Raw genomic sequence first — 19180 nt, forward strand, 5'->3', positions numbered from 1 at the left:
AGCGAAAAAGTTTATTAGCAGAGCGCCAGCGATTAACTTAATGCCAATAAACGAAGGATAAAAACGAGAAAAAAGAAATAGCCCTACCGCAAAAAAAACTAAGAAAGCTGCTATTTATCAATAAGGTACGTATGTCTATCAAGTCACCCATTCTTAATGCGCCTCATTGTTTAAATTTTATGAGGTAAATATATTAAGGCTGACATTAAATAGATTATGTGAAAACCTAAGCACACCCAGTAGTTAAAGCCCTATTTACTTTAACCACTTACACTCCCTGTTTCGGGAAGTCTTATTCTCGACTCGCCTCTCTTATTCAATCCAGTATAGATAAGTTTTCGCTTAAGGGACCTGCGAATAAGTCCTCCCGCCTCAGCGTGTGGATAAAAGCCACTAGATTTATGGCGAGGAGCGCAACTTAATAGTTATTCTATTGATAAGCTCTTCAACGTAAAGATAGGGCTTTGAGACCACGCCCTTCGGGTCTTTGAAGAATACCTAAACGGCATTTCAGAAAAAGTAGCACCCTGTGTTGTCACTTCTCGAAAGGTACCTACACTGGTTTTCTATTAGTAAACGCAAAGTAACGCCTTGTGTGATACTTTTTCCCATATACCTTAGAAGAGCAGACAGAGAAGAGGTGACTTAATCACAGGTTCCTTATAACTAATCACTAAACTTATTGGCAGTTTCTAAGCCAGTTGATTGCCGAGTTTCTATCGGTAAATATTTGAACATTCTTAGAGTAAACGAGATGTATTTTAGCGGCCATTAAAGAGGTCTCGCTGTAAACAAGAATGGCGATAGAGCTGACATTTTTAAGCTCGCCAATTCTTGCTAAAGATTCGTGTCCATGGGAGTAAGCATTTTTACGATTAATTAAAAGAGCATATTCACCTTGATACTTTTCTAATAAACCTTGCTCGATTTCTTCTATGTTTTTTTCACTGACTTGAACCCCTTGGTTTATAGTAACTTCCATAATTCGTGGTTCAATTTCTTCAAAAACGCCAAACGGCAATTCGCCTAATAGCATATATCTTCCCTGTTGCTTTAATTCCAATTTTTATCACTTTATTAAATAATTCACAATATGAAATATTATCTGTGAATTTTAAACATATCTAAACTATTTTTTTACTCTATTTATATGCTTTTATTCTTTTCGTAAGAAAGCCTTAATGTTGGCTTAACTATTAAGGTTTTTATGCAAAGGTTCCTTTAATACTCATTTCGCCATCACGCTTATGCCATTTACCTAATGCCATAACATGCTTCACTTGATAATTTGCATCTAGTACGACTAGGTCCGCATCTCTATTCTTTTCGATTCTGCCTTTATGCGAAAACTTTAAAAGTTCTGCCACATTAGAGGTAATAAAACTTAAAGCTAAACTTAAAGAATGGCCTTCTCGTATGAGTGAAGCCAAGGTATCTGGCAGAATTTGGGCTTTACCAAACGCCATGTGCTCTAACTTACCGCATGCATCAAACTCTGGTAGACAGCCGCCTCCATCAGAACTGATGGTAATTTGGTTTAAAGATAAATCACGCTTCACAGCCAGTTCGATTGCTTGATAAGCATGATATCCATGCTTATTAAACGACTCCGGGAAAGCGGTAATATCGATATAGGCACCTAGTTTATTTAGCTCACAAGCGTGATCAAATAAGGCTTTATTACGGTTTACATGGGTTGCGTTAAATACTCTGGCGGGGATTTCAGTTTCTTTAATTGCTCGCTCAAGTAGCTCTAATTTACGTTCGCCATCGCCAAGGTGGAAGTGCACAATACCTGCTTTGCCTGTCATTAAGCCTGCCACATGCGCTTCACTGGCAAGCCGAATAACCTCTTCATAACTGGGCTGGCTTGATCTGTGATCACTGATAGCGAACTCGCCTATACCTATCACAGGCTCCACAAATACCATGTCTTGTTTGGCAGTTTCCATTAAACTGCGAGGAGGATAATGATAGCCGCCAGACCAGCAATAGGCGCTCATGCCTTCTTCTCGTAAGCCATATACTCGACTGATCAAGTTTTCCATACTTCGGGTTGTATCATCAGTACCTAATAAACCAACAACCGTTGTGACACCTGCTGAGGTAAATTCGCTAATAGGTAATACTGGCACTTGTGTGGCAAACCCTGCCTCTCCCCCGCCGCCTGTAATATGCGCATGGGCATCAATAAAGCCAGGCACTAGTTTATCGCCAGCTAGATCAATTACTTCATGTTCGATTGAGCTTGGCAGCTCAATACTCTCTTTGCTGATACTGGTTATCTTGTCATGGCAAATAAGTAGATTATTAAGCCCTAATGACTCTGGTGCATAAAGGTCGGCATTTTTGATTATAGTGATGGACATAGTAGGCAGAATTATCCTTTTGTTTTTATTTTTTAAACAATGCTTTTATCAATTTGTTTTAATGAGTTACATGGATTTATAAATATGTGTTTTTTCTATCTGACATTAGTTTCTTAAATTTTATTTCTAAACTCATATTTTGAAAAACTTATTTCTGAGCACTTGTGTCTGAGGAAAAGTATCTCGCTATTAACCCCTAGATATTAATCTCTTTGAAGAAAAAGATAATCGCCAGCCTTATCTACACCTTTACTCAGTATTTTAAAACCTTGAGATTGATAAAATTGAATGGCGTTTTGATTATTACAAAGGCATTTAAGTCTGATTGCTTGATGATAATACTGACTAACAGTATTCACTAAACGTTTTCCAACACCTTTTCGCTGGGCTTTTTTATCGACATACAGGTGATGAATGAACTGATCTTGAGACCAAACAGCAATAAAACCTAATACGCCTGTTTGGTCTTCTGCTACCCAGATCTTCTCGCCTTTTGTATCTTCAAGAAAGTCTGAAAGTTGGTAATCACTGGTATCTATCCAACTGAAGGTGTCTTGCCGTGCGGTTAAATATATATGCTCTAACTGAGATTGGTATTTAGCATCATATTCTTTGATTTCCATATATAAAACAACTCCTTAAATTAGCAAAGCCTGATAAAACTCATTTCATCATAACACTTATAATGCAAATGTCTTTAGGCTAAGCCTATTAAAAAGGACTGCTTTATTAATCTTATTTTCTTATCTGATTTAGCTAGATAGTTGCACTAACTCTGACACTTCTAACTGCCCACCAACTTCAAGATAAGGACACGCTTGCGCTATAGCTAAAGCAGCTTCGTCGGATTCTGCTTGGATAATGCTGTAACCAGACATATGGCTCACACTCCCTTCGCTAATCCTACCTTCACTGTCGATGGTTTTAGTATTACGTACTGGATTTGCTGCTGAAATAACCGCATCACCGAGATTATCTAGCCAATCTCGGTATTTCACCATATGTTGTCGCCCTTCATCTCGACCCATTTCTCTTGGTGTACCCACATAAGTAATTAAATAATGTGCCATGTTAACCTCAGGATAAAAATAAGTTTTATGATTTAACTTTAATATAAAAATTATTTTTTACCTGAAACTCTTCCCCGAAAAGAAGAGCGGTAAAGGGCAAGCTAGAAGGGCTGAATTAGGCAATGTTACAACTCTATGAAAATACGGGTCTAAAAAAGCGTCGCTTGTAAGACTGAATACATTTGGTTTGTTTAGCGTACTCAAAAGCGGCTTGGCAGCCTTCATCTGTAAAAGATGCGTTTCTATACGCTTCGTATTTAGCCAAATTCGCAAAGGTAAACATGGCGATTGCAAGATCGTTATCCCCTTCTGAAGGTAAAAAGTAACCTTGGTGTTGGCCGCCAAACTTGTTCACTAGGCTTATCCATAATTTCGCATAATGCTCAAATTCTGCCAATTTATCCGCATCAACCCGATAATGTATTACGCATGTCACCATGATTTTCTCCGTAGTTTGTTTATTTAAAAACCATCTTAAGTAATGAATGCTAAATAAAAAATTGGCTTATAAGTCATTTATCGATAAAAATAAGCCAAGTATTTTCATAAGCCTTTTGCCTACAACTTATAGAAGGAAACCCATGAACAAGGTTGCCATTCTCTGCAAACAAAACGCGTCTTTATTTGAACTAGGTTGTGCCACTGAGTTCTTTGCACTCGCTAGACCCGAGATTCCAAACTGGTATCAGGGTGAGGTAATCAGCTTTGAGCATCAAAAAGTAAACACTGTGGCGGGAGTCAGTATGAATATCAGACTGGTTCGGTCTTTAGCTGAGTTCGATACGCTTGTTATCCCAAGCTGGTATCCAGAACAGACACTTGATAAAGATGTGATAGACAGGGTGCAGTCTTTTTATCACAAGGGTGGCCGCATTTTATCTTTTTGTACGGGCGCTTTTTTTGTGGCTGAATGTGGGCTTTTAACTGACCGCGAAGCAACAACCCATTGGGCCTATGCAGATACCTTTAAAACACGCTACCCTGATGTCACTTTTGTTGAAGATGTTTTGTATGTTTATAAAGACAATATTGGCTGCTCAGCGGGTAGTGCTGCCGCCATCGACTTTAGCCTTGCCGTTATACGTGAAGATTTTGGTCATACTATCGCTAACCAAGTAGCGAGACGCTTGGTCGTCTCTCCCCATAGGGATGGTGGACAGGCTCAGTTTGTGGAAACGCCTATACTATCTCATCAGGTATTATTCGCGAAAACGCTAGACTGGGCGAAAGCCAATCTAGATGCACCGATTAATGTGGACTCTTTAGCGCAACAAGCGGCAATGTCACGACGTAGCTTTGATCGACACTTTAGAGCAAGTATGGGGGTGAGTGCTAAAACTTGGCTTACTCAACAGCGTTTAGACCTTGCTAAACGTTTGCTAGAAGAAAATAAACTTAATATGGAGCAAGTCGCCATCCAATCTGGCTTTAATAATCCTATGACCCTGCGCCATTGTTTTCGTCAGTATTTGACTATCTCTCCTAGTCAATATCGTCGTCAATTTGCCTTGAAGAAAATGTGCTAGTCAAATTGCGCATCACGCGTGTGAGGAATAGTCCAATCTTGCTCATGTCCTACAGGCACTATGCCATAAGGGTTAATGGCTAAATGACTAGCATAATAATGACGTTTGATATGCGCCATGTTAACTGTCTCGGCAATCCCCGGCATTTGATAGAGTTCGAGTATGTATTGATAAATATTAGGAAACTCATTCAGCTGCTTTAGGTTGCATTTAAAGTGAGTATGATAAACCGCATCAAAACGAACTAAGGTGGTCCATAAGCGCCAATCTGCTTCAGTTAGTTGATCGCCAACTAGGTATCTTTGCTTGGTAAGTATGCCTTCGATAGCCTTAAGTGCATCAAACAAACCTGTAACGTTTTTCTCGTAAGCACCCTGTGTCGTAGCAAAGCCTGATTTATACACACCATTATTAATTTTGTGATAAACCAGCTCATTGATCTCATCAATTTGCGCTTGTAACTCACTCGGATAAAAGTCTAAGTCATTACCTGTGATGCCATTAAACGCTTGATTAAACATGCGAATAATTTCGGATGACTCGTTATTAACAATACGGTTTTGCTGTTTATCCCAAAGTAGTGGCACAGTGATATTACCTTGGTAATCCGTTTGGTTCGCAAAGTACTTTTCTGAAAGATAAGTACTATCTGCTAGGGTGTCACCTGTTGTGCCATAAAGCTTGGCTGAATTTTCATCATGCTCAAAACTCCAACCTTGGCTATGCATATCGGGATGAACCACGCTGACACTAATTAACGCTTCTAACCCTTTTAGCTTACGAAATAAAAGTGCTCTGTGCGCCCAAGGGCAAGCAAGGGAAACAAAAAGATGGTATCTATTCGCTTCTGCTTGAAAACCAGCATCCCCTGACATTCCCGCACTGCCATCGGCGGTTATCCAATGTCTAAACTGCGAATCTTTGCGTTTGTATTCACCGGCTTTAATGCTGCTTTTCCAATTTGATTGAATCTTTTCCATCTTTATCTCCCCTTCACCTGCTTTGGGTAAACGTCTTATGTTGGATTTAGTTGATATTTTAGTTAAAGGATCTGAGCCAGTTCTTCAAAGGCCAGTCTTGGGCCTCTTGGATGAGCGCCGTCTTTTTCGCCATATCCCAAGTTAATTAAAAAGTTTGATTGATAACGCCCTTCTGGGAAAAACTCCGCATCTAAAGCCGTATTATCAAACCCACTCATTGGGCCACAATCTAGCCCTAACATACGTGCAGCCATGATCAGGTAAGCACCTTGTAATGAGCTATTACGAAAAGCCGTGCTATCACGTAGCGCTGCATTTTCTTCAAACATTTGCTTAGCGCCCGGTACTGCTGGAAATTGCGTCGGCATATGCTGATAAAATTGCGTATCGCTCGCGACAATAACGGTCACTGGCGCTGCTAGACTTTTCTCTTGATTGCCTGGCATCAGTGAGTTTTGCAATCTTTGTTTCGCTTCTTGTCCTTTAATAAAAACAAGATGGCTTGATTGGCAGTTCATCGAAGTAGGGCCCCATTTAAGCAGGTCATAAAGCTGTTTGATTTGCTCATCACTTACTTGGATATCTTGAAAACGATTAAAACTTCTCGCAGAACTGAAGACCTGCTCTAATGTTTGCGCTGATAATTGACTATCTTGTGCTGATTGCATTATCTACTCCTCTAAAATTAGTCGATTTGGGCTTGGTCGGTGATCATCTTGCGAGCTTAATCCGCTGGCATCTCAATAATGATGAAGTGCCCGTATCCTGTGCTTGATGAAAAAACCAAAGACTGGGCTTCTCTTATTTCCAGCGTGTCTTTTTCACTTAAAACTTCAACCCTAGCGCCTTCTTTTGCTTTAACTTGACCTTCAGCGGTTAAAGCGACGTTTAAATCCCCTTCAATACAGTTGATATAGGTTTGTCGACCGGGCTTAAGTTGGAATTCAACTTGGCTCTGGTTATCAATCACTTCACTGGCATAAAGGTTTACATTAGTGTTCACATATAAAGGCACGTCTGTCTTGTTACTTGGATTGCCCACTATATGAACTAGTTTATTGGCCCTGTCTTCTGGGGTGAATGCTTTATGTTCATAACGTACTGGACCGCCTGCTTGTTCAGGCAAAATCCAGATTTGTAGAAACCGACACCATTCATCATGAATATTCATTTCTGAATGCCATAAACCTGTGCCTGCTGAAATTGCCTGAACATGGCCTCGACCTATGGTTTCTTGCGTATTAGTAACGCTGTCCCAATGGGTAAGCTGGCCTCGCACCACATAGCTAATAATTTGCATGTCCCTATGGGGATGACGCCCAAAGCCATTTTTGGGACTAATGTCATCATCATTAAATACTCTAAGAGCACCAAACCCCATGCGTTTTGGATCGTAATAATTCGCGAATGAGAAATGGAAATATGTATTCGCTGGATGCATTGGACTACTGGCTAAGTAATGTAGTTTTGATGCGTCTCGTTTTTCTATCCTTTCCATGTTGCGCTCCTTATTTAAGGGGTCTAGTTGAATTGCTTTTTTGCGATAAGCTTATCCAGAGACAGATTGCCTGCACCACTTACGACCAATGATACAGAGACAGCTAATAGTGCTAATGCAAACTCATAGCCGTTGTTGCTCATAAAGAGACCATTGACAAAATGTACGCTGAAAATTGCAACTAACATGGTGACAGCTAACATGGCAGCAGCAGGTCGAACTAAAAAGCCAAAGACAAGCGCGAGACCACCAAAGAATTCTGTGCTACCTGCCATTAACGCCATATAGTAGCCAGGCTCTAAACCAATAGATGCCATCCACTGCCCTGTCCCTTCTAGGCCATATCCACCAAACCAAGAAAACAGTTTTTGAGCACCATGAGCCATGAAAGTTAAACCGACAGGTAGACGTAAAGCGAAAGCGGCAAAACTATTATTTGAGCGGGTAATCATTTCTAAATAAGACATAACATTCTCCAAACTTCATTGTTTTTGATCGATGGAGAGATTATATTTCCTGCATTAATTAAAAAAAAACGATATATATTGAACCTTTAGTTCAAAAGGATTGAAGTAATGCAAAACCTACTGACGTTAGATGCGTTACGTGTACTTGATGCGATAGATAGAAAGCAAAGTTTTGCTGCTGCGGCAGATGAGTTATATCGCGTTCCCTCTGCTATTTCTTATACCATCAACAAACTAGAGGAGGACTTGGGAGTCGCTTTATTCGATCGATCTAAACGTAAGGCGGAATTTACTCAGGTGGGCCAACTCATCTTGCAACAAGGTCGCGCTATTTTAAAAGCCAGTGATGAGTTAACTCATATGGCGAAACAAGCAGCGAGCGGTTGGGAGCTAGAGCTAAGAATATGCATGGACAGTATTCTGCATTATCAAGCTATCTATGATCTGATTAACCTGTTCCAACAAAGTTACCCTTGGATAGATATTCGCCTCACTCAAGAAAACTTTGGAGGCACTTGGGACTCTTTAAGCGCAGGTGAAACCGACCTTATCATTGGCGCCTCAGACGAACCTTACAGCAATGATTTTGAAACCCACCCATTAGGTTTGGCTGAGTTCATTTTTGCTATTGCTAAGGACCATCCTCTAAGCCTTGAACCTGAACCTATTAGTCCAGAGAAGATCAAGCAGTACCCTTCCATTGTTGCTATGGATAGCTCAAGATACTTACCACCAAGGTCGGCAGGTTTATTAGACGGCCAAGCTCGTATCACAGTACCTGATTTGCAAAAGAAAATTGATGCTCAGCGTTACGGATTGGGTGTGGGTTATTTACCGCTACATCGCATTCAAGACTATTTACAAAGTGGTGAGTTAATCAGCCCAAGATTAGAAAATGCGGATGCCAGACAACACGAGCTGTGTATTGCTTGGCGTAAGGATAATCATGGTAAAGCATTAGCTTGGTTTGTCGAAAAGCTAAAAGAAATGCAGCTTCGTCGTTTTTTTTAACTATTAAATCAGAATGAACATCCGCCATTAAAATTATGGCGTTTAAAACTAAATTAAATAAACAGATTCTCCTCTATGAAAATATTGATTGCTCCAGACTCATTTAAAGAATCCCTCAGTGCAGAACAAGTGACTAAGGCGATTGAACAAGGTTTTAGACAGCACTTTCCTGAGGCAGACTTTCAACGTATCCCTATTGCAGATGGCGGAGAAGGGACATTATCAGCCTTAGTTTCAAGCAATCAAGGTGAGCTAAAAGTAAGCCAAGTTGAAGGACCTTTAGGGAATTTAACAGAGGCCAAGTGGGGGTTAATCAATCAAGGTAAAGTTGCCGTTATTGAGCTTGCTGAAGCATCTGGTTTAGCCCTCATTGCACCAGAAAAGAGACAGGTTTTAACGGCCTCTAGCTATGGTACAGGGCAAATCATCAAACATGCGTTAGATCTTGGCGTAACGCAAATTATCCTGTGTCTTGGTGGCAGTGCGACCAATGATGCTGGTGCTGGAATTGCACAAGCCCTAGGCATTCAACTATTAGACAAGGCTGGTAATGAGATAGAAAAAGGCGGCGCTGCATTATCTCAATTAGATAAAATCAATATGGATAATCTTCACCCAAGAGCAAGCCAGATAGAATGGCTACTCGCCTGTGATGTGGATAATCCATTGTGTGGCCCTAGGGGTGCAAGCGCTGTTTTTGGTCCGCAAAAAGGTGCCACACAAGAAGAGGTAAAAACCCTCGATACTGCCTTAGATCATTTCGCTAAACTGGCAAAGAATCTGACCAAAGAGGACCATTCAAAGACACAAGGTTATGGCGCAGCTGGCGGCACGGCTCTGGGTATCTCACTTTTTGCTCGACCTAAACTCGAAGCGGGTATCGATATCGTTTTGAGAACAGCTAACTTTGAGCAGCATCTTGAAGGTACTGACCTTGTTATCACAGGTGAAGGCCAGATGGATTATCAAACTCTTCACGGTAAAGCGCCCTTTGGTGTTGCCAAAGCAGCCAAAGAAAAAGGCATCAAGGTAATTGGCATTTCAGGTTCTTTAGGTGCTGACACAAGTGGATTAGAGCAATACTTTGATGCCATATTTGACTCGACTCGTGCTTCCATGCCGTTAGAGCAAGCATTGGCTGAGGCAGAGAAGAACCTTGTTCATCTTGCCTCAAACATCGCTGCGACATTAAAACTGAGTCTAGGTTAACAGCAGCTTTGAGTTATAGACCACCCATTAGGTCGATGTTAGTACCGGTTGCAAAAGATGCTTTATCTGATGCTAGCCAATAAATAGCCTCGGCAATTTCAATGGGTTCGCCGCCTCTTTGCATAGGAATTTTCTCTTTCAGGCGGTCCACTCTACCTGGCTCGCCACCATCGGCATGCATATCCGTATAAATAAGACCAGGTCTCACGCCGTTTACTCTAATGCCTTGAGTTGCGACTTCTAGAGAAAGGCCTCTTGTCATGGCATCCATAGCGGCTTTTGAGGCGGCATAATCGACATATTCGTTTGGCGAGCCTGTTTTTGCGGCACCTGAAGACACATTAATGATGCTGCCACCTTGGCCATCATGGTTAAACGACATGCGTTTTACGGCCTCTCTGGCACACAAGAAAGCACTGGTCACATTATTGATGAGGACACTATTAATACGCTCTGCCGTCATGTCTTCAAGCCGCATCTGCTGCTTTAAGATGCCCGCATTATTTACCAATACTGAGACAGGCCCTAGTTCTTTATCGACCTGTTCGAACAGGCGTACTACGTCTTCTTCTTGAGCAACATCAGCTTGAACAACAATGCATTTTGCACCTTGAGATCGGAGTTTCTCGGCTAATTCATTGGCGGGAGCGGCTTGGGACTTATAATTTAGACAGATAGCATAACCATGATCAGCAAACAATTGTGCTGTGGTGGCTCCTATGCCACGACCTGAACCGGTGATGACAACGACTTTTAAACTTTGCATACACTTCCTTATCACAAGTTACTGGGCAATTAGAGTAACTTAAGATGGTGTTTTTAGTCACCTTTTTCATTTTTCGTATTCAAGTCTAAACCTGGATAAAGTTTTTGGGTGCAGGAAGGGCAAATTGCATGACTAAATTCGGCTTCAGAGTGTTCACTGATATAACTTTCTATTTTATTCCAGTACCCCTTATCATCCCGTATATTTTTACAGGATGCGCAGATAGGTAGAAAACCACTGAGTAAATTAACCTTTTCTAACGCTTCGCTTAACTCTAGTACTAGACGTTGATTTTCTAATTCAGCCACCTTTCGCATATGAATATCTGTGTGAGTCCCTACAATTCTTTGCGGCTCGCCCGTTTCACTCCAGCTAAAAATCTTACCTCTATCCAAAATCCAAAGATAAGTACCATCCTTACAAAGCAATCTGTGTTCATTATGGTAAAAAGGTGTTTTTCCTTCTAGGTGATCATTGAGATCTTGATATACCTTGTCTCTATCATCTGGATGGAGACGCTTATCCCACTCTTCTAGCGAGGAGCTAATTTCTTCATCAGTGAAACCTAACATTTCTTTCCATCTGGATGAGAAAAACACTTGGTTGGTGATGGCATTCCAATCCCATACGCCATCTAAATTGCCTTCCATCGCAAAGATCCAGCTTGTCTCTTTATCTTGGGAATGACTTGCAGCTTCTGAGAGTCGAGAAGCTAATAGTTTGAGACTAGAAACTTCTTGTTTTAACCCATCAATCTCTTCATTTAAGGACTGAATCTTTTGTTTTGACACAAATACCTCCAATACCCTCAACCTTCATTACTTTTCTAAGCTATCTCCAACTTAGTTTTAAACCTTCCTTAGGCAGCGTTCATTGCCTTAATAATATCGCGCCAACTCAAGATACCGACTGGCTTTCCTTCACTATTTAATACAGGTAAACAGGATAAATTAAATTCGTTAAATAATGCGATGGCTTTACTTAAGTCATCATCCTCATCAAGGACAATGGGGTTACGTGTCATGATTTGATGCACTCGAATGTTTAAACATGCTAGCTCATCATGGGTAGCAACCTTACTAAACACTTTAGGATTTAACGCTTTAAGTAAATCCCTATCTGAGAGTACACCGTAGACCTTTGTGCATTTTTCATCGACAACCAATAAATGATGGAACTTCTTTGAATCAAAGATGGCTTTTATCATATCAAGCTCATCATCCATCAATACGGTTATCAAATCCTCACTCATTAACCTAGACACCTTCATAATTAGCAACTCCCAAGACCATCAAAAATGGAGTACAAAAATTTCGGTCACTTTAAAACTAAAAGCAAGTTCAGAAAAAATCCAGTTTAAGAAGAAAATTAAAAGAGATAAGGGCTTAATCCTTGATTCATCATATAAAACTCAGCATAAGTTGAGATAAAAACAACCCCTTGATGACTAAATGAAAATCAAAATCGTTAGATTTCGCGTCATTAATATTTACAAAAACTCAAAGTAATATTTTAAACTCCAATAAAAAAGGCCTGATAAAATCAGGCCTTTTTTAATTCAGTATCAAAGCCGCTTTTATAGGCTAGCTTTAGATGCCAAGGTAGCAGTAGGTACATCATATTTAATGGTGTCACCTTTTTGGATTTTACCTGCATCATCTTCGTAGTAGTAAACTAGGCTCATAGTTGCATAAGCCAAAGCAAATGATTCACTTGGTAAAGAACCGTCACCACAACCTACGTTATAGCTAGCGATACGTGACTTCTCAACTGTGATTACTAGGTATGGATCTGCACCGTTACCTTCACGTGATGGCTTGGTAATCATGATTTCACAGGTTTTACCTTCAGCACCTGGAGAGAACAAGAATGTTGTTAGTAAAGGACTTGCACCATCAGAACCGCGAGAGATACTTAGTTCACCTAGTCCAACCATACCTTGGTCAGCGTTATTTGCGTTACCAACATCAACAGTCACGCCACGAACAGCACCCCAAGAAAGAGAATCGATTGCGAAGAAGCCTTTTTTACCACCAACTTCACCAATTGTTGCTGCACCGTTAATTGCATCAACACCATCAATACGCATATATATAGTAGCCATAATTTAATTCCTTATCTTTCAATAAAATATCAATAAATTTTAAAAACCTAAAAGTTAATCCCAAGAAAAATCAAATTCTATTTTTTAAATAAACTTCTTAAATTTGAAGTTTTTATTTAAAACCTAACTAAGAGGTTTTTAAAATTAACTCGTCTTGTTGATAAAAATAGTACGACGGGAACCTAGCCGAGTAAATGAAATGAATTTAACATCCATGACTTCTTCATATTCTGCTAATACATAATTACATTAAGTAAGGAGAAAAAATTAAAAAAAACCATAAACCTTTGATATAAATAACATTAATTAAAAAACAACGATTATGAAGATCTACATTTTTTATACACATTTAGGCAAAAATCACAGGTAAAAATGGAGGAAACTGCTTATTTAAAATTGAACCAAGCATTTTCTAACCAGCAAAATAAATTTTATTAAATATTTCCCTATTAATTTAAGAAAATGTACAAAAAACAGTTTGCGTATTTAGTTATTTATAAATCGATTAACTTACTAACCGCTTTAAAACCTTATTTATGCACGAGAGAAGGCGCATTCAAATCACTTTTCTAAGTTTCTGCTCTATAAGCTTTGATCTATGAGCTTTCAAAATAACCCTCAGATGTATTTGCCTATCAAATAAACAGATATTGCGGATAAGGGCACGTTTACCCTCTTCTTTAAATTCGATCCCTTTAAGCTATCTATCCAACTATCTAATTAGCTATTTAAGCAAACTCTTACTTACATCACTTCAAAGCTTCTCTAAGGCTTCATAAAGAACGCATCTAGATTTAATAAGTAACGAGTGCCTAACCCTTAAGAAACCTGTCACTGCCCGCTATAGTGCTTAGGCTTTGCCTCACACCTAAGATCAGTTTTCTTTTAAGCAAAAAAATCCCTGCCGAAGCAGGGATTTTGTTGTAACGCTTAAAGATTTCTTAGCTTACCAGCCAGTCAATTCTTTTAGAGCATCACCGATGTCAGCTAGAGAACGTACAGTTTTAACACCTGCGTCTTCTAGTGCTGCGAATTTCTCATCAGCAGTACCTTTACCACCAGAGATGATAGCGCCGGCATGACCCATACGCTTACCAGCTGGAGCAGTAACACCTGCAATGTAAGAAACAACAGGCTTAGTTACATTAGCTTTAATGTAAGCAGCAGCTTCTTCTTCTGCAGTACCACCGATTTCACCGATCATTACGATCGCTTCAGTTTTAGGGTCGTTTTGGAACAACTCTAGAACGTCGATGAAGTTAGTACCTGGAATTGGATCACCACCAATACCGACACAAGTAGACTGACCGAAACCTGCATCAGTAGTTTGCTTAACTGCTTCATAAGTCAAAGTACCAGAACGAGATACGATACCTACTTTACCTGGCAAGTGAATGTGACCAGGCATGATGCCGATTTTACATTCGCCTGGTGTGATAACACCTGGGCAGTTAGGTCCGATTAGACGTACGCCTAGCTCGTCACAAGCAACTTTACAGTCAAGCATGTCTAGTGTTGGGATACCTTCAGTGATACAAACGATTAGTTTGATGCCACTGTTAGCTGCTTCAAGGATAGAATCTTTACAGAAAGGCGCTGGTACATAGATAACAGATGCTTCAGCACCAGTTTCTTCTACTGCTTCACGTACAGTGTTAAAAACAGGTAGGCCTAGGTGAGTTTGACCACCTTTACCAGGTGTTACACCACCAACCATTTTTGTACCGTAAGCAATTGCTTGCTCAGAGTGAAAAGTACCTTGACCGCCAGTAAAACCTTGGCAAATTACTTTAGTATCTTTGTTAATTAGAACAGACATTATTTGCCCTCCGCAGCTTTAACAACTTGAACAGCCGCGTCTTTTAGACTTGAAGCCGCAATAATATCAAGATCAGATTTAGCTAGTACTTCACGGCCTAGCTCAGCATTTGTACCTTCAAGACGTACAACAACAGGCACCTGAACACCTACTTCTTTAACTGCACCGATAATACCTTCAGCAATCATATCGCAACGTACGATACCACCGAAGATGTTAACCAATACGGCTTTAACATTGTCATCAGAAAGGATGATTTTGAATGCTTCAGATACACGCTCTTTAGTCGCGCCGCCACCAACGTCTAGGAAGTTAGCTGGCTTGCCACCGTGTAGGTTTACGATGTCCATAGTACCCATCGCTAGGCCTGCACCGTTAACCATGCAACCAACGTTACCGTCTAGTGCTACATAGTTAAGCTCGAAAGAAGCTGCATGTGCTTCACGTGCATCTTCTTGAGATGGATCGTGAAACTCTTGCATTTTCTTTTGACGGTAAACAGCATTGCTATCAATGTTGATTTTTCCGTCTAGGCAATGAATGTTGCCTTCTTCAGTGATTACCAATGGGTTGATTTCTAGTAGTGCGAAATCAAAATCATGGAACATCTGAGACAAACCTAGGAAAACTTTAGTGAATTGCTTGATTTGAGTTGGGTTTAGGCCCAATTTAAATGCAAGTTCACGAGCTTGGTAAGGTTGAGCGCCAACTAGAGGATCGATAATTGCTTTGTGAATCAACTCAGGAGTTTCTTCTGCAACAGTCTCGATATCCACACCACCTTCAGTAGATGCCATGAACACAACGCGGCGAGTAGCACGGTCAACAACTGCACCTAGGTACAATTCGTTAGCAATATCTGTGCAAGACTCAACTAGGATCTTAGAAACTGGCTGACCATTTTCATCAGTTTGGTAAGTCACTAGGTTTTTACCAATCCACTGGTTAGTGAATTCAGCAATTTCTTCGTGAGTCTTAACAAGCTTAACACCGCCTGCTTTACCACGTCCGCCTGCATGTACTTGAGCTTTAACAACCCACATGTCGCCGCCGATTTTCTTAGCTGCTTCTACCGCCTCTTCTGGCGTGTCACATGCATACCCTGTAGATACTGGCAGGCCGTATTCAGCAAAAAGCTGCTTTGCCTGATATTCGTGTAGGTTCATTTGTTTTTCCGCTCATCTTGTAATGATTGATATAAGCTCTGCCAAATTGACAGAAAATGTCAGCACCTGCGCTCATCAATCACAGGGCTGACAAATCGAATTTTTTATAGCGATTATTTACGCTTTTTACGGTTTGCAATATGGATAGCATGGCCATCAACAGCAAGTGCTGCTTCATGTACTGCTTCACTCACTGTTGGGTGAGCAAATACAGTTAGAGCAATATCTTCTGCAGTTGAACCAAATTCCATTGCAATAACAGCTTGAGCGATCAAGTCTGCCGCATGGCCACCAATGATATGGCAACCTAGGATACGATCAGTTTCTTCATCGGCAATGATCTTAACGAAACCGTCAGTATCATTTGCTGCCATAGCACGACCAGATGCTGCAAATGGGAATTTACCCACTTTGTAGTTAACACCAGCGGCTTTAAGTTCTTGTTCGTTCTTACCAACCCAAGCTAGTTCTGGGTGAGTATAGATTACTGAAGGAATGCAGTCATAGTTCATTTGCGCTTTATGGCCTGCAATGATGTCAGCAACCATTACACCTTCTTCAGATGCTTTATGTGCCAACATAGGACCACGAACGATATCACCAATTGCGAATACACCTGGTACAGATGTACGGCACTGATCATCAACGAATACAAAACCACGCTCATCTAGCTTAACACCAGAATCAGCAGCTAAACATCCATCAGTAAATGGCTTACGACCAACAGCTACAATTAGCTTGTCGAAAGTCTGCTTCTGCTCTTCACCTTTAGCATTAAGGAAAGTTACTTCAACTTCTTCACCCTTAATTTCGCTACCAGTTACACGTGCGCCAACACGGATATCTAGATGTTGTTTCTTGAAGATCTTACCCGCTTCTTTTGCGATATCTTTATCACAAACGCTTAGGAACTGATCCTGTGCTTCTAGCACAACAACTTCTGAACCTAGACGAGCCCATACAGAACCAAGCTCTAGACCGATTACACCAGCACCGATAACACCTAGACGTTTTGGTATTTCACGGAAATCCAATGCACCTTCATTATCAACGATAATGTCACCAGTACGAGGCGCTGGTGGGATGTTTACAGGTACAGAACCCGTTGCCAAGATAACGTTTTCAGCATCTAGAATAGTAACAGTGCCGTCATGGGCAGTGAATTCAACTTTCTTACCAGCAAGTACTTTACCCATACCTTCAAAGCTTGTTACACCGTTTGCTTTGAAAAGACCGGTAATACCACTTGTTAGTTGGTCAACAATTTTATCTTTACGATCAACCATGGCATTTACATCCATGCTTACATCGCCAACCGCAATACCATGAACACCATATGATTCTTTTGCATCATGGTACTTATGAGAAGAGTCTAACAAGGCTTTTGAAGGGATACAGCCTACGTTCAGACAAGTACCACCAAGTCTTGGCTTATTGTCTTTATCTAACCACTTTTCAATACAAGCTGTTTTAAGGCCCATTTGAGCAGCACGGATAGCAGCAACGTAACCACCAGGGCCGCCACCAATTACAATAACATCAAATTTTTCAGACATAAGGGTTTCCATTTCTCGGTCAATACGGGCACAACCACATCTAGCTTATAGAAGAGTCGTGCCTCATGTTGTAATTTACCCGACCCAGGATAAGGGCCGAGCTTATAATTTGCTCAGTTACACTTCAAGCAACAAACGTGCTGGATCTTCCAACAAGTCTTTTACTTTAACAAGGAATTGAACCGCTTCCTTACCATCAATCATACGGTGATCGTAAGACAATGCTAAGTACATCATAGGTTGGATAACAACCTGACCATTTACAGCCATTGGGCGTTCTTGGATTTTATGCATACCCAAGATAGCTGTTTGTGGTGGATTCAAAATTGGTGTAGACATTAGAGAACCAAAGGTACCACCATTAGTAATAGTGAATGTACCACCTTGCATATCATCAAGACCTAGCTTGCCATCACGACCACGAATTGCGAAGTCCATGATACCACTTTCGATATCAGCAAGGCCCATAGAGTCAGTATTACGTAGAACAGGTACCATTAATCCACGGTTAGTAGATACGGCAACACCAATATCTTGGTAACCATGGTAAACCATGTCGTTACCGTCGATAGATGCGTTCACTGCAGGGAAGGCTTTAAGTGCTTCAGTCACAGCTTTAACAAAGAAAGACATGAAACCTAGTTTGGTACCATTATGAGTTTTAAGGAACAAATCCTTATACTTCTTACGAAGCTCCATTACTGGACCCATATTAACTTCGTTATAAGTTGTTAGCATTGCAGCAGTTTGCTGAGCTTCAACTAAACGTTTTGCAATTGTTGCACGAAGGCGTGTCATAGGAACGCGCTTCTCAACACGACCATCTGTGTTTGCTAGCGGTGCAGCAGGTGCTGGTGTCGCTGGTGCTTTAACAGGTGCCGCTACTGGTGCAGCAGGTGCTTTAGCAGCAGGCTGTTTTTGAGCTGCTTCTACGTCTTCTTTAGTGATACGACCGCCTTTACCTGTACCCTTAACTTGAGCAACAGTTAGACCCGCTTCAGCAAGTGCTTTACGTGCAGCAGGACCTGCCACAGCATCGTCATCACCTTCAGTTGCAGCAGCAACCTCAGCAGCTGGTGCTGCAGAAGCGCCAGTCGCGCCTACTAAGAAAGATGCTAGAACTTGATCACTTAGTACCGTATCGCCTTCACCAGCCAATACGTTACCAATAACACCTGCAGCAGGTGCAACAACTTCAAGTACAACTTTATCTGTTTCAATGTCAACTATGTGCTCATCACGCTCACATAATTCACCTGGCTGTTTGTGCCAAGCTGCAACGGTACCGTCAGCAACTGACTCAGGGAATACAGGTGCTTTGATATCAACACTTTCAGTTGATTCAGCAGCGGGTGCAGCAGCAGGTGCTTCAGGTGCTGCAGCGGCATCGCCAGCTACGAATGTTGCAAGTACTTCAGCACTTAGCACAACTTCACCTTCAGCTTTATGAATTGTTTGGATAACACCATCAGCAGGTGCAACAACTTCAAGAACAACTTTATCTGTTTCGATATCAACAATGTGCTCATCACGAGAACATGCTTCACCTGGCTGTTTGTGCCAAGTAGCAACCGTACCGTCTGCTACTGATTCCGGAAACACTGGTGCTTTTATTTCGATACTCATTTTAAACCCTTAA

The 19180-nt window shown here is 40.9% G+C and carries 20 protein-coding genes; 3 read left to right on the plus strand and 17 right to left on the minus strand.

What is annotated here, in order from left to right:
• Positions 1-679 precede the first annotated feature (679 nt).
• The 5 genes from Q0A08_RS07080 to Q0A08_RS07100 form a co-directional block, all read right to left on the minus strand.
• Entirely contained in the window at positions 680-1036 is a 357-nt protein-coding gene (locus Q0A08_RS07080; protein WP_438465771.1) for a hypothetical protein, read from the minus strand.
• 169 nt (positions 1037-1205) lie between these two features.
• A complete protein-coding gene (gene iadA, locus Q0A08_RS07085) occupies positions 1206-2369 on the minus strand; it encodes a beta-aspartyl-peptidase (protein WP_438465773.1) in 1164 nt (387 codons plus the stop codon).
• Between the two features lie 203 nt (positions 2370-2572).
• On the minus strand, positions 2573-2992 hold the full coding sequence (locus Q0A08_RS07090; RefSeq protein ID WP_438465775.1) for a GNAT family N-acetyltransferase: 420 nt from the start codon (positions 2990-2992) through the stop codon (positions 2573-2575).
• Between the two features lie 129 nt (positions 2993-3121).
• Positions 3122-3439, minus strand: a complete 318-nt coding sequence (locus Q0A08_RS07095; protein ID WP_438465777.1) for a YciI family protein — start codon at positions 3437-3439, stop codon at positions 3122-3124.
• A gap of 133 nt (positions 3440-3572) precedes the next feature.
• Positions 3573-3878, minus strand: coding sequence for an NIPSNAP family protein (locus Q0A08_RS07100; RefSeq protein ID WP_438465779.1), 306 nt, complete (start codon positions 3876-3878; stop codon positions 3573-3575).
• Positions 3879-4020: 142 nt separating this feature from the next.
• Here Q0A08_RS07100 and Q0A08_RS07105 point away from each other — a divergent pair, with 142 nt between their 5' ends.
• Entirely contained in the window at positions 4021-4965 is a 945-nt protein-coding gene (locus tag Q0A08_RS07105) for a helix-turn-helix domain-containing protein (protein ID WP_438465781.1), read from the plus strand.
• On the opposite strand, the gene Q0A08_RS07110 is transcribed toward Q0A08_RS07105, so the two are convergent.
• The 4 genes from Q0A08_RS07110 to Q0A08_RS07125 form a co-directional block, all read right to left on the minus strand.
• Positions 4962-5945, minus strand: a complete 984-nt coding sequence (locus Q0A08_RS07110) for a glutathione S-transferase family protein (RefSeq protein WP_438465783.1) — start codon at positions 5943-5945, stop codon at positions 4962-4964. The two genes, Q0A08_RS07105 and Q0A08_RS07110, sit on opposite strands and share 4 nt — an antisense overlap.
• 62 nt (positions 5946-6007) lie before the next feature.
• Positions 6008-6613 carry a malonic semialdehyde reductase gene (locus Q0A08_RS07115; protein WP_438465785.1) on the minus strand — a complete coding sequence of 202 codons (606 nt, stop codon included), beginning with the start codon at positions 6611-6613 and terminating at the stop codon, positions 6008-6010.
• Positions 6614-6669: 56 nt separating this feature from the next.
• Positions 6670-7443 carry a pirin family protein gene (locus Q0A08_RS07120; protein ID WP_438465787.1) on the minus strand — a complete coding sequence of 258 codons (774 nt, stop codon included), beginning with the start codon at positions 7441-7443 and terminating at the stop codon, positions 6670-6672.
• Between the two features lie 23 nt (positions 7444-7466).
• A complete protein-coding gene (locus tag Q0A08_RS07125; RefSeq protein ID WP_438465789.1) occupies positions 7467-7910 on the minus strand; it encodes a DoxX family protein in 444 nt (147 codons plus the stop codon).
• 108 nt (positions 7911-8018) lie between these two features.
• Between Q0A08_RS07125 and Q0A08_RS07130 the strand changes: the two genes are divergently transcribed.
• Positions 8019-8921: a LysR substrate-binding domain-containing protein gene (locus Q0A08_RS07130; protein ID WP_438465791.1), complete on the plus strand. Its 903-nt coding sequence runs from the start codon at positions 8019-8021 to the stop codon at positions 8919-8921.
• A gap of 75 nt (positions 8922-8996) precedes the next feature.
• Positions 8997-10130 (plus strand): glycerate kinase, encoded by a 1134-nt coding sequence (locus tag Q0A08_RS07135; protein ID WP_438465793.1) that lies wholly within the window; start codon positions 8997-8999, stop codon positions 10128-10130.
• 13 nt (positions 10131-10143) lie between these two features.
• Here the strand turns inward: Q0A08_RS07135 and Q0A08_RS07140 are convergent, their stop codons facing one another.
• The 8 genes from Q0A08_RS07140 to odhB form a co-directional block, all read right to left on the minus strand.
• On the minus strand, positions 10144-10896 hold the full coding sequence (locus Q0A08_RS07140) for an SDR family oxidoreductase (protein WP_438465795.1): 753 nt from the start codon (positions 10894-10896) through the stop codon (positions 10144-10146).
• A 53-nt stretch (positions 10897-10949) separates the two neighbouring features.
• Positions 10950-11687: a PAS domain-containing protein gene (locus tag Q0A08_RS07145; protein WP_438465797.1), complete on the minus strand. Its 738-nt coding sequence runs from the start codon at positions 11685-11687 to the stop codon at positions 10950-10952.
• Between the two features lie 68 nt (positions 11688-11755).
• Positions 11756-12148 (minus strand): CBS domain-containing protein, encoded by a 393-nt coding sequence (locus Q0A08_RS07150; RefSeq protein ID WP_438465799.1) that lies wholly within the window; start codon positions 12146-12148, stop codon positions 11756-11758.
• 324 nt (positions 12149-12472) lie between these two features.
• Complete coding sequence (locus Q0A08_RS07155) at positions 12473-13000, minus strand: Hcp family type VI secretion system effector (protein WP_046019440.1); 528 nt, start codon at positions 12998-13000, stop codon at positions 12473-12475.
• A 946-nt stretch (positions 13001-13946) separates the two neighbouring features.
• The gene (sucD, locus tag Q0A08_RS07160; RefSeq protein ID WP_009831769.1) at positions 13947-14819 is read right to left on the minus strand and encodes a succinate--CoA ligase subunit alpha; all 873 of its coding nucleotides are present in this window, start codon (positions 14817-14819) and stop codon (positions 13947-13949) included.
• The gene (sucC, locus tag Q0A08_RS07165) at positions 14819-15985 is read right to left on the minus strand and encodes an ADP-forming succinate--CoA ligase subunit beta (RefSeq protein ID WP_009831770.1); all 1167 of its coding nucleotides are present in this window, start codon (positions 15983-15985) and stop codon (positions 14819-14821) included. Before sucC ends, sucD begins: the two co-directional genes overlap by 1 nt.
• Before the next feature lie 113 nt (positions 15986-16098).
• Positions 16099-17541, minus strand: a complete 1443-nt coding sequence (gene lpdA, locus Q0A08_RS07170; protein ID WP_438465800.1) for a dihydrolipoyl dehydrogenase — start codon at positions 17539-17541, stop codon at positions 16099-16101.
• A gap of 117 nt (positions 17542-17658) precedes the next feature.
• Complete coding sequence (gene odhB / locus Q0A08_RS07175; protein ID WP_438465801.1) at positions 17659-19167, minus strand: 2-oxoglutarate dehydrogenase complex dihydrolipoyllysine-residue succinyltransferase; 1509 nt, start codon at positions 19165-19167, stop codon at positions 17659-17661.
• Positions 19168-19180: the final 13 nt, after the last annotated feature.

The organism is Marinomonas sp. PE14-40, assembly GCF_051623805.1.
Taxonomy (GTDB): Bacteria; Pseudomonadota; Gammaproteobacteria; order Pseudomonadales; family Marinomonadaceae; genus Marinomonas.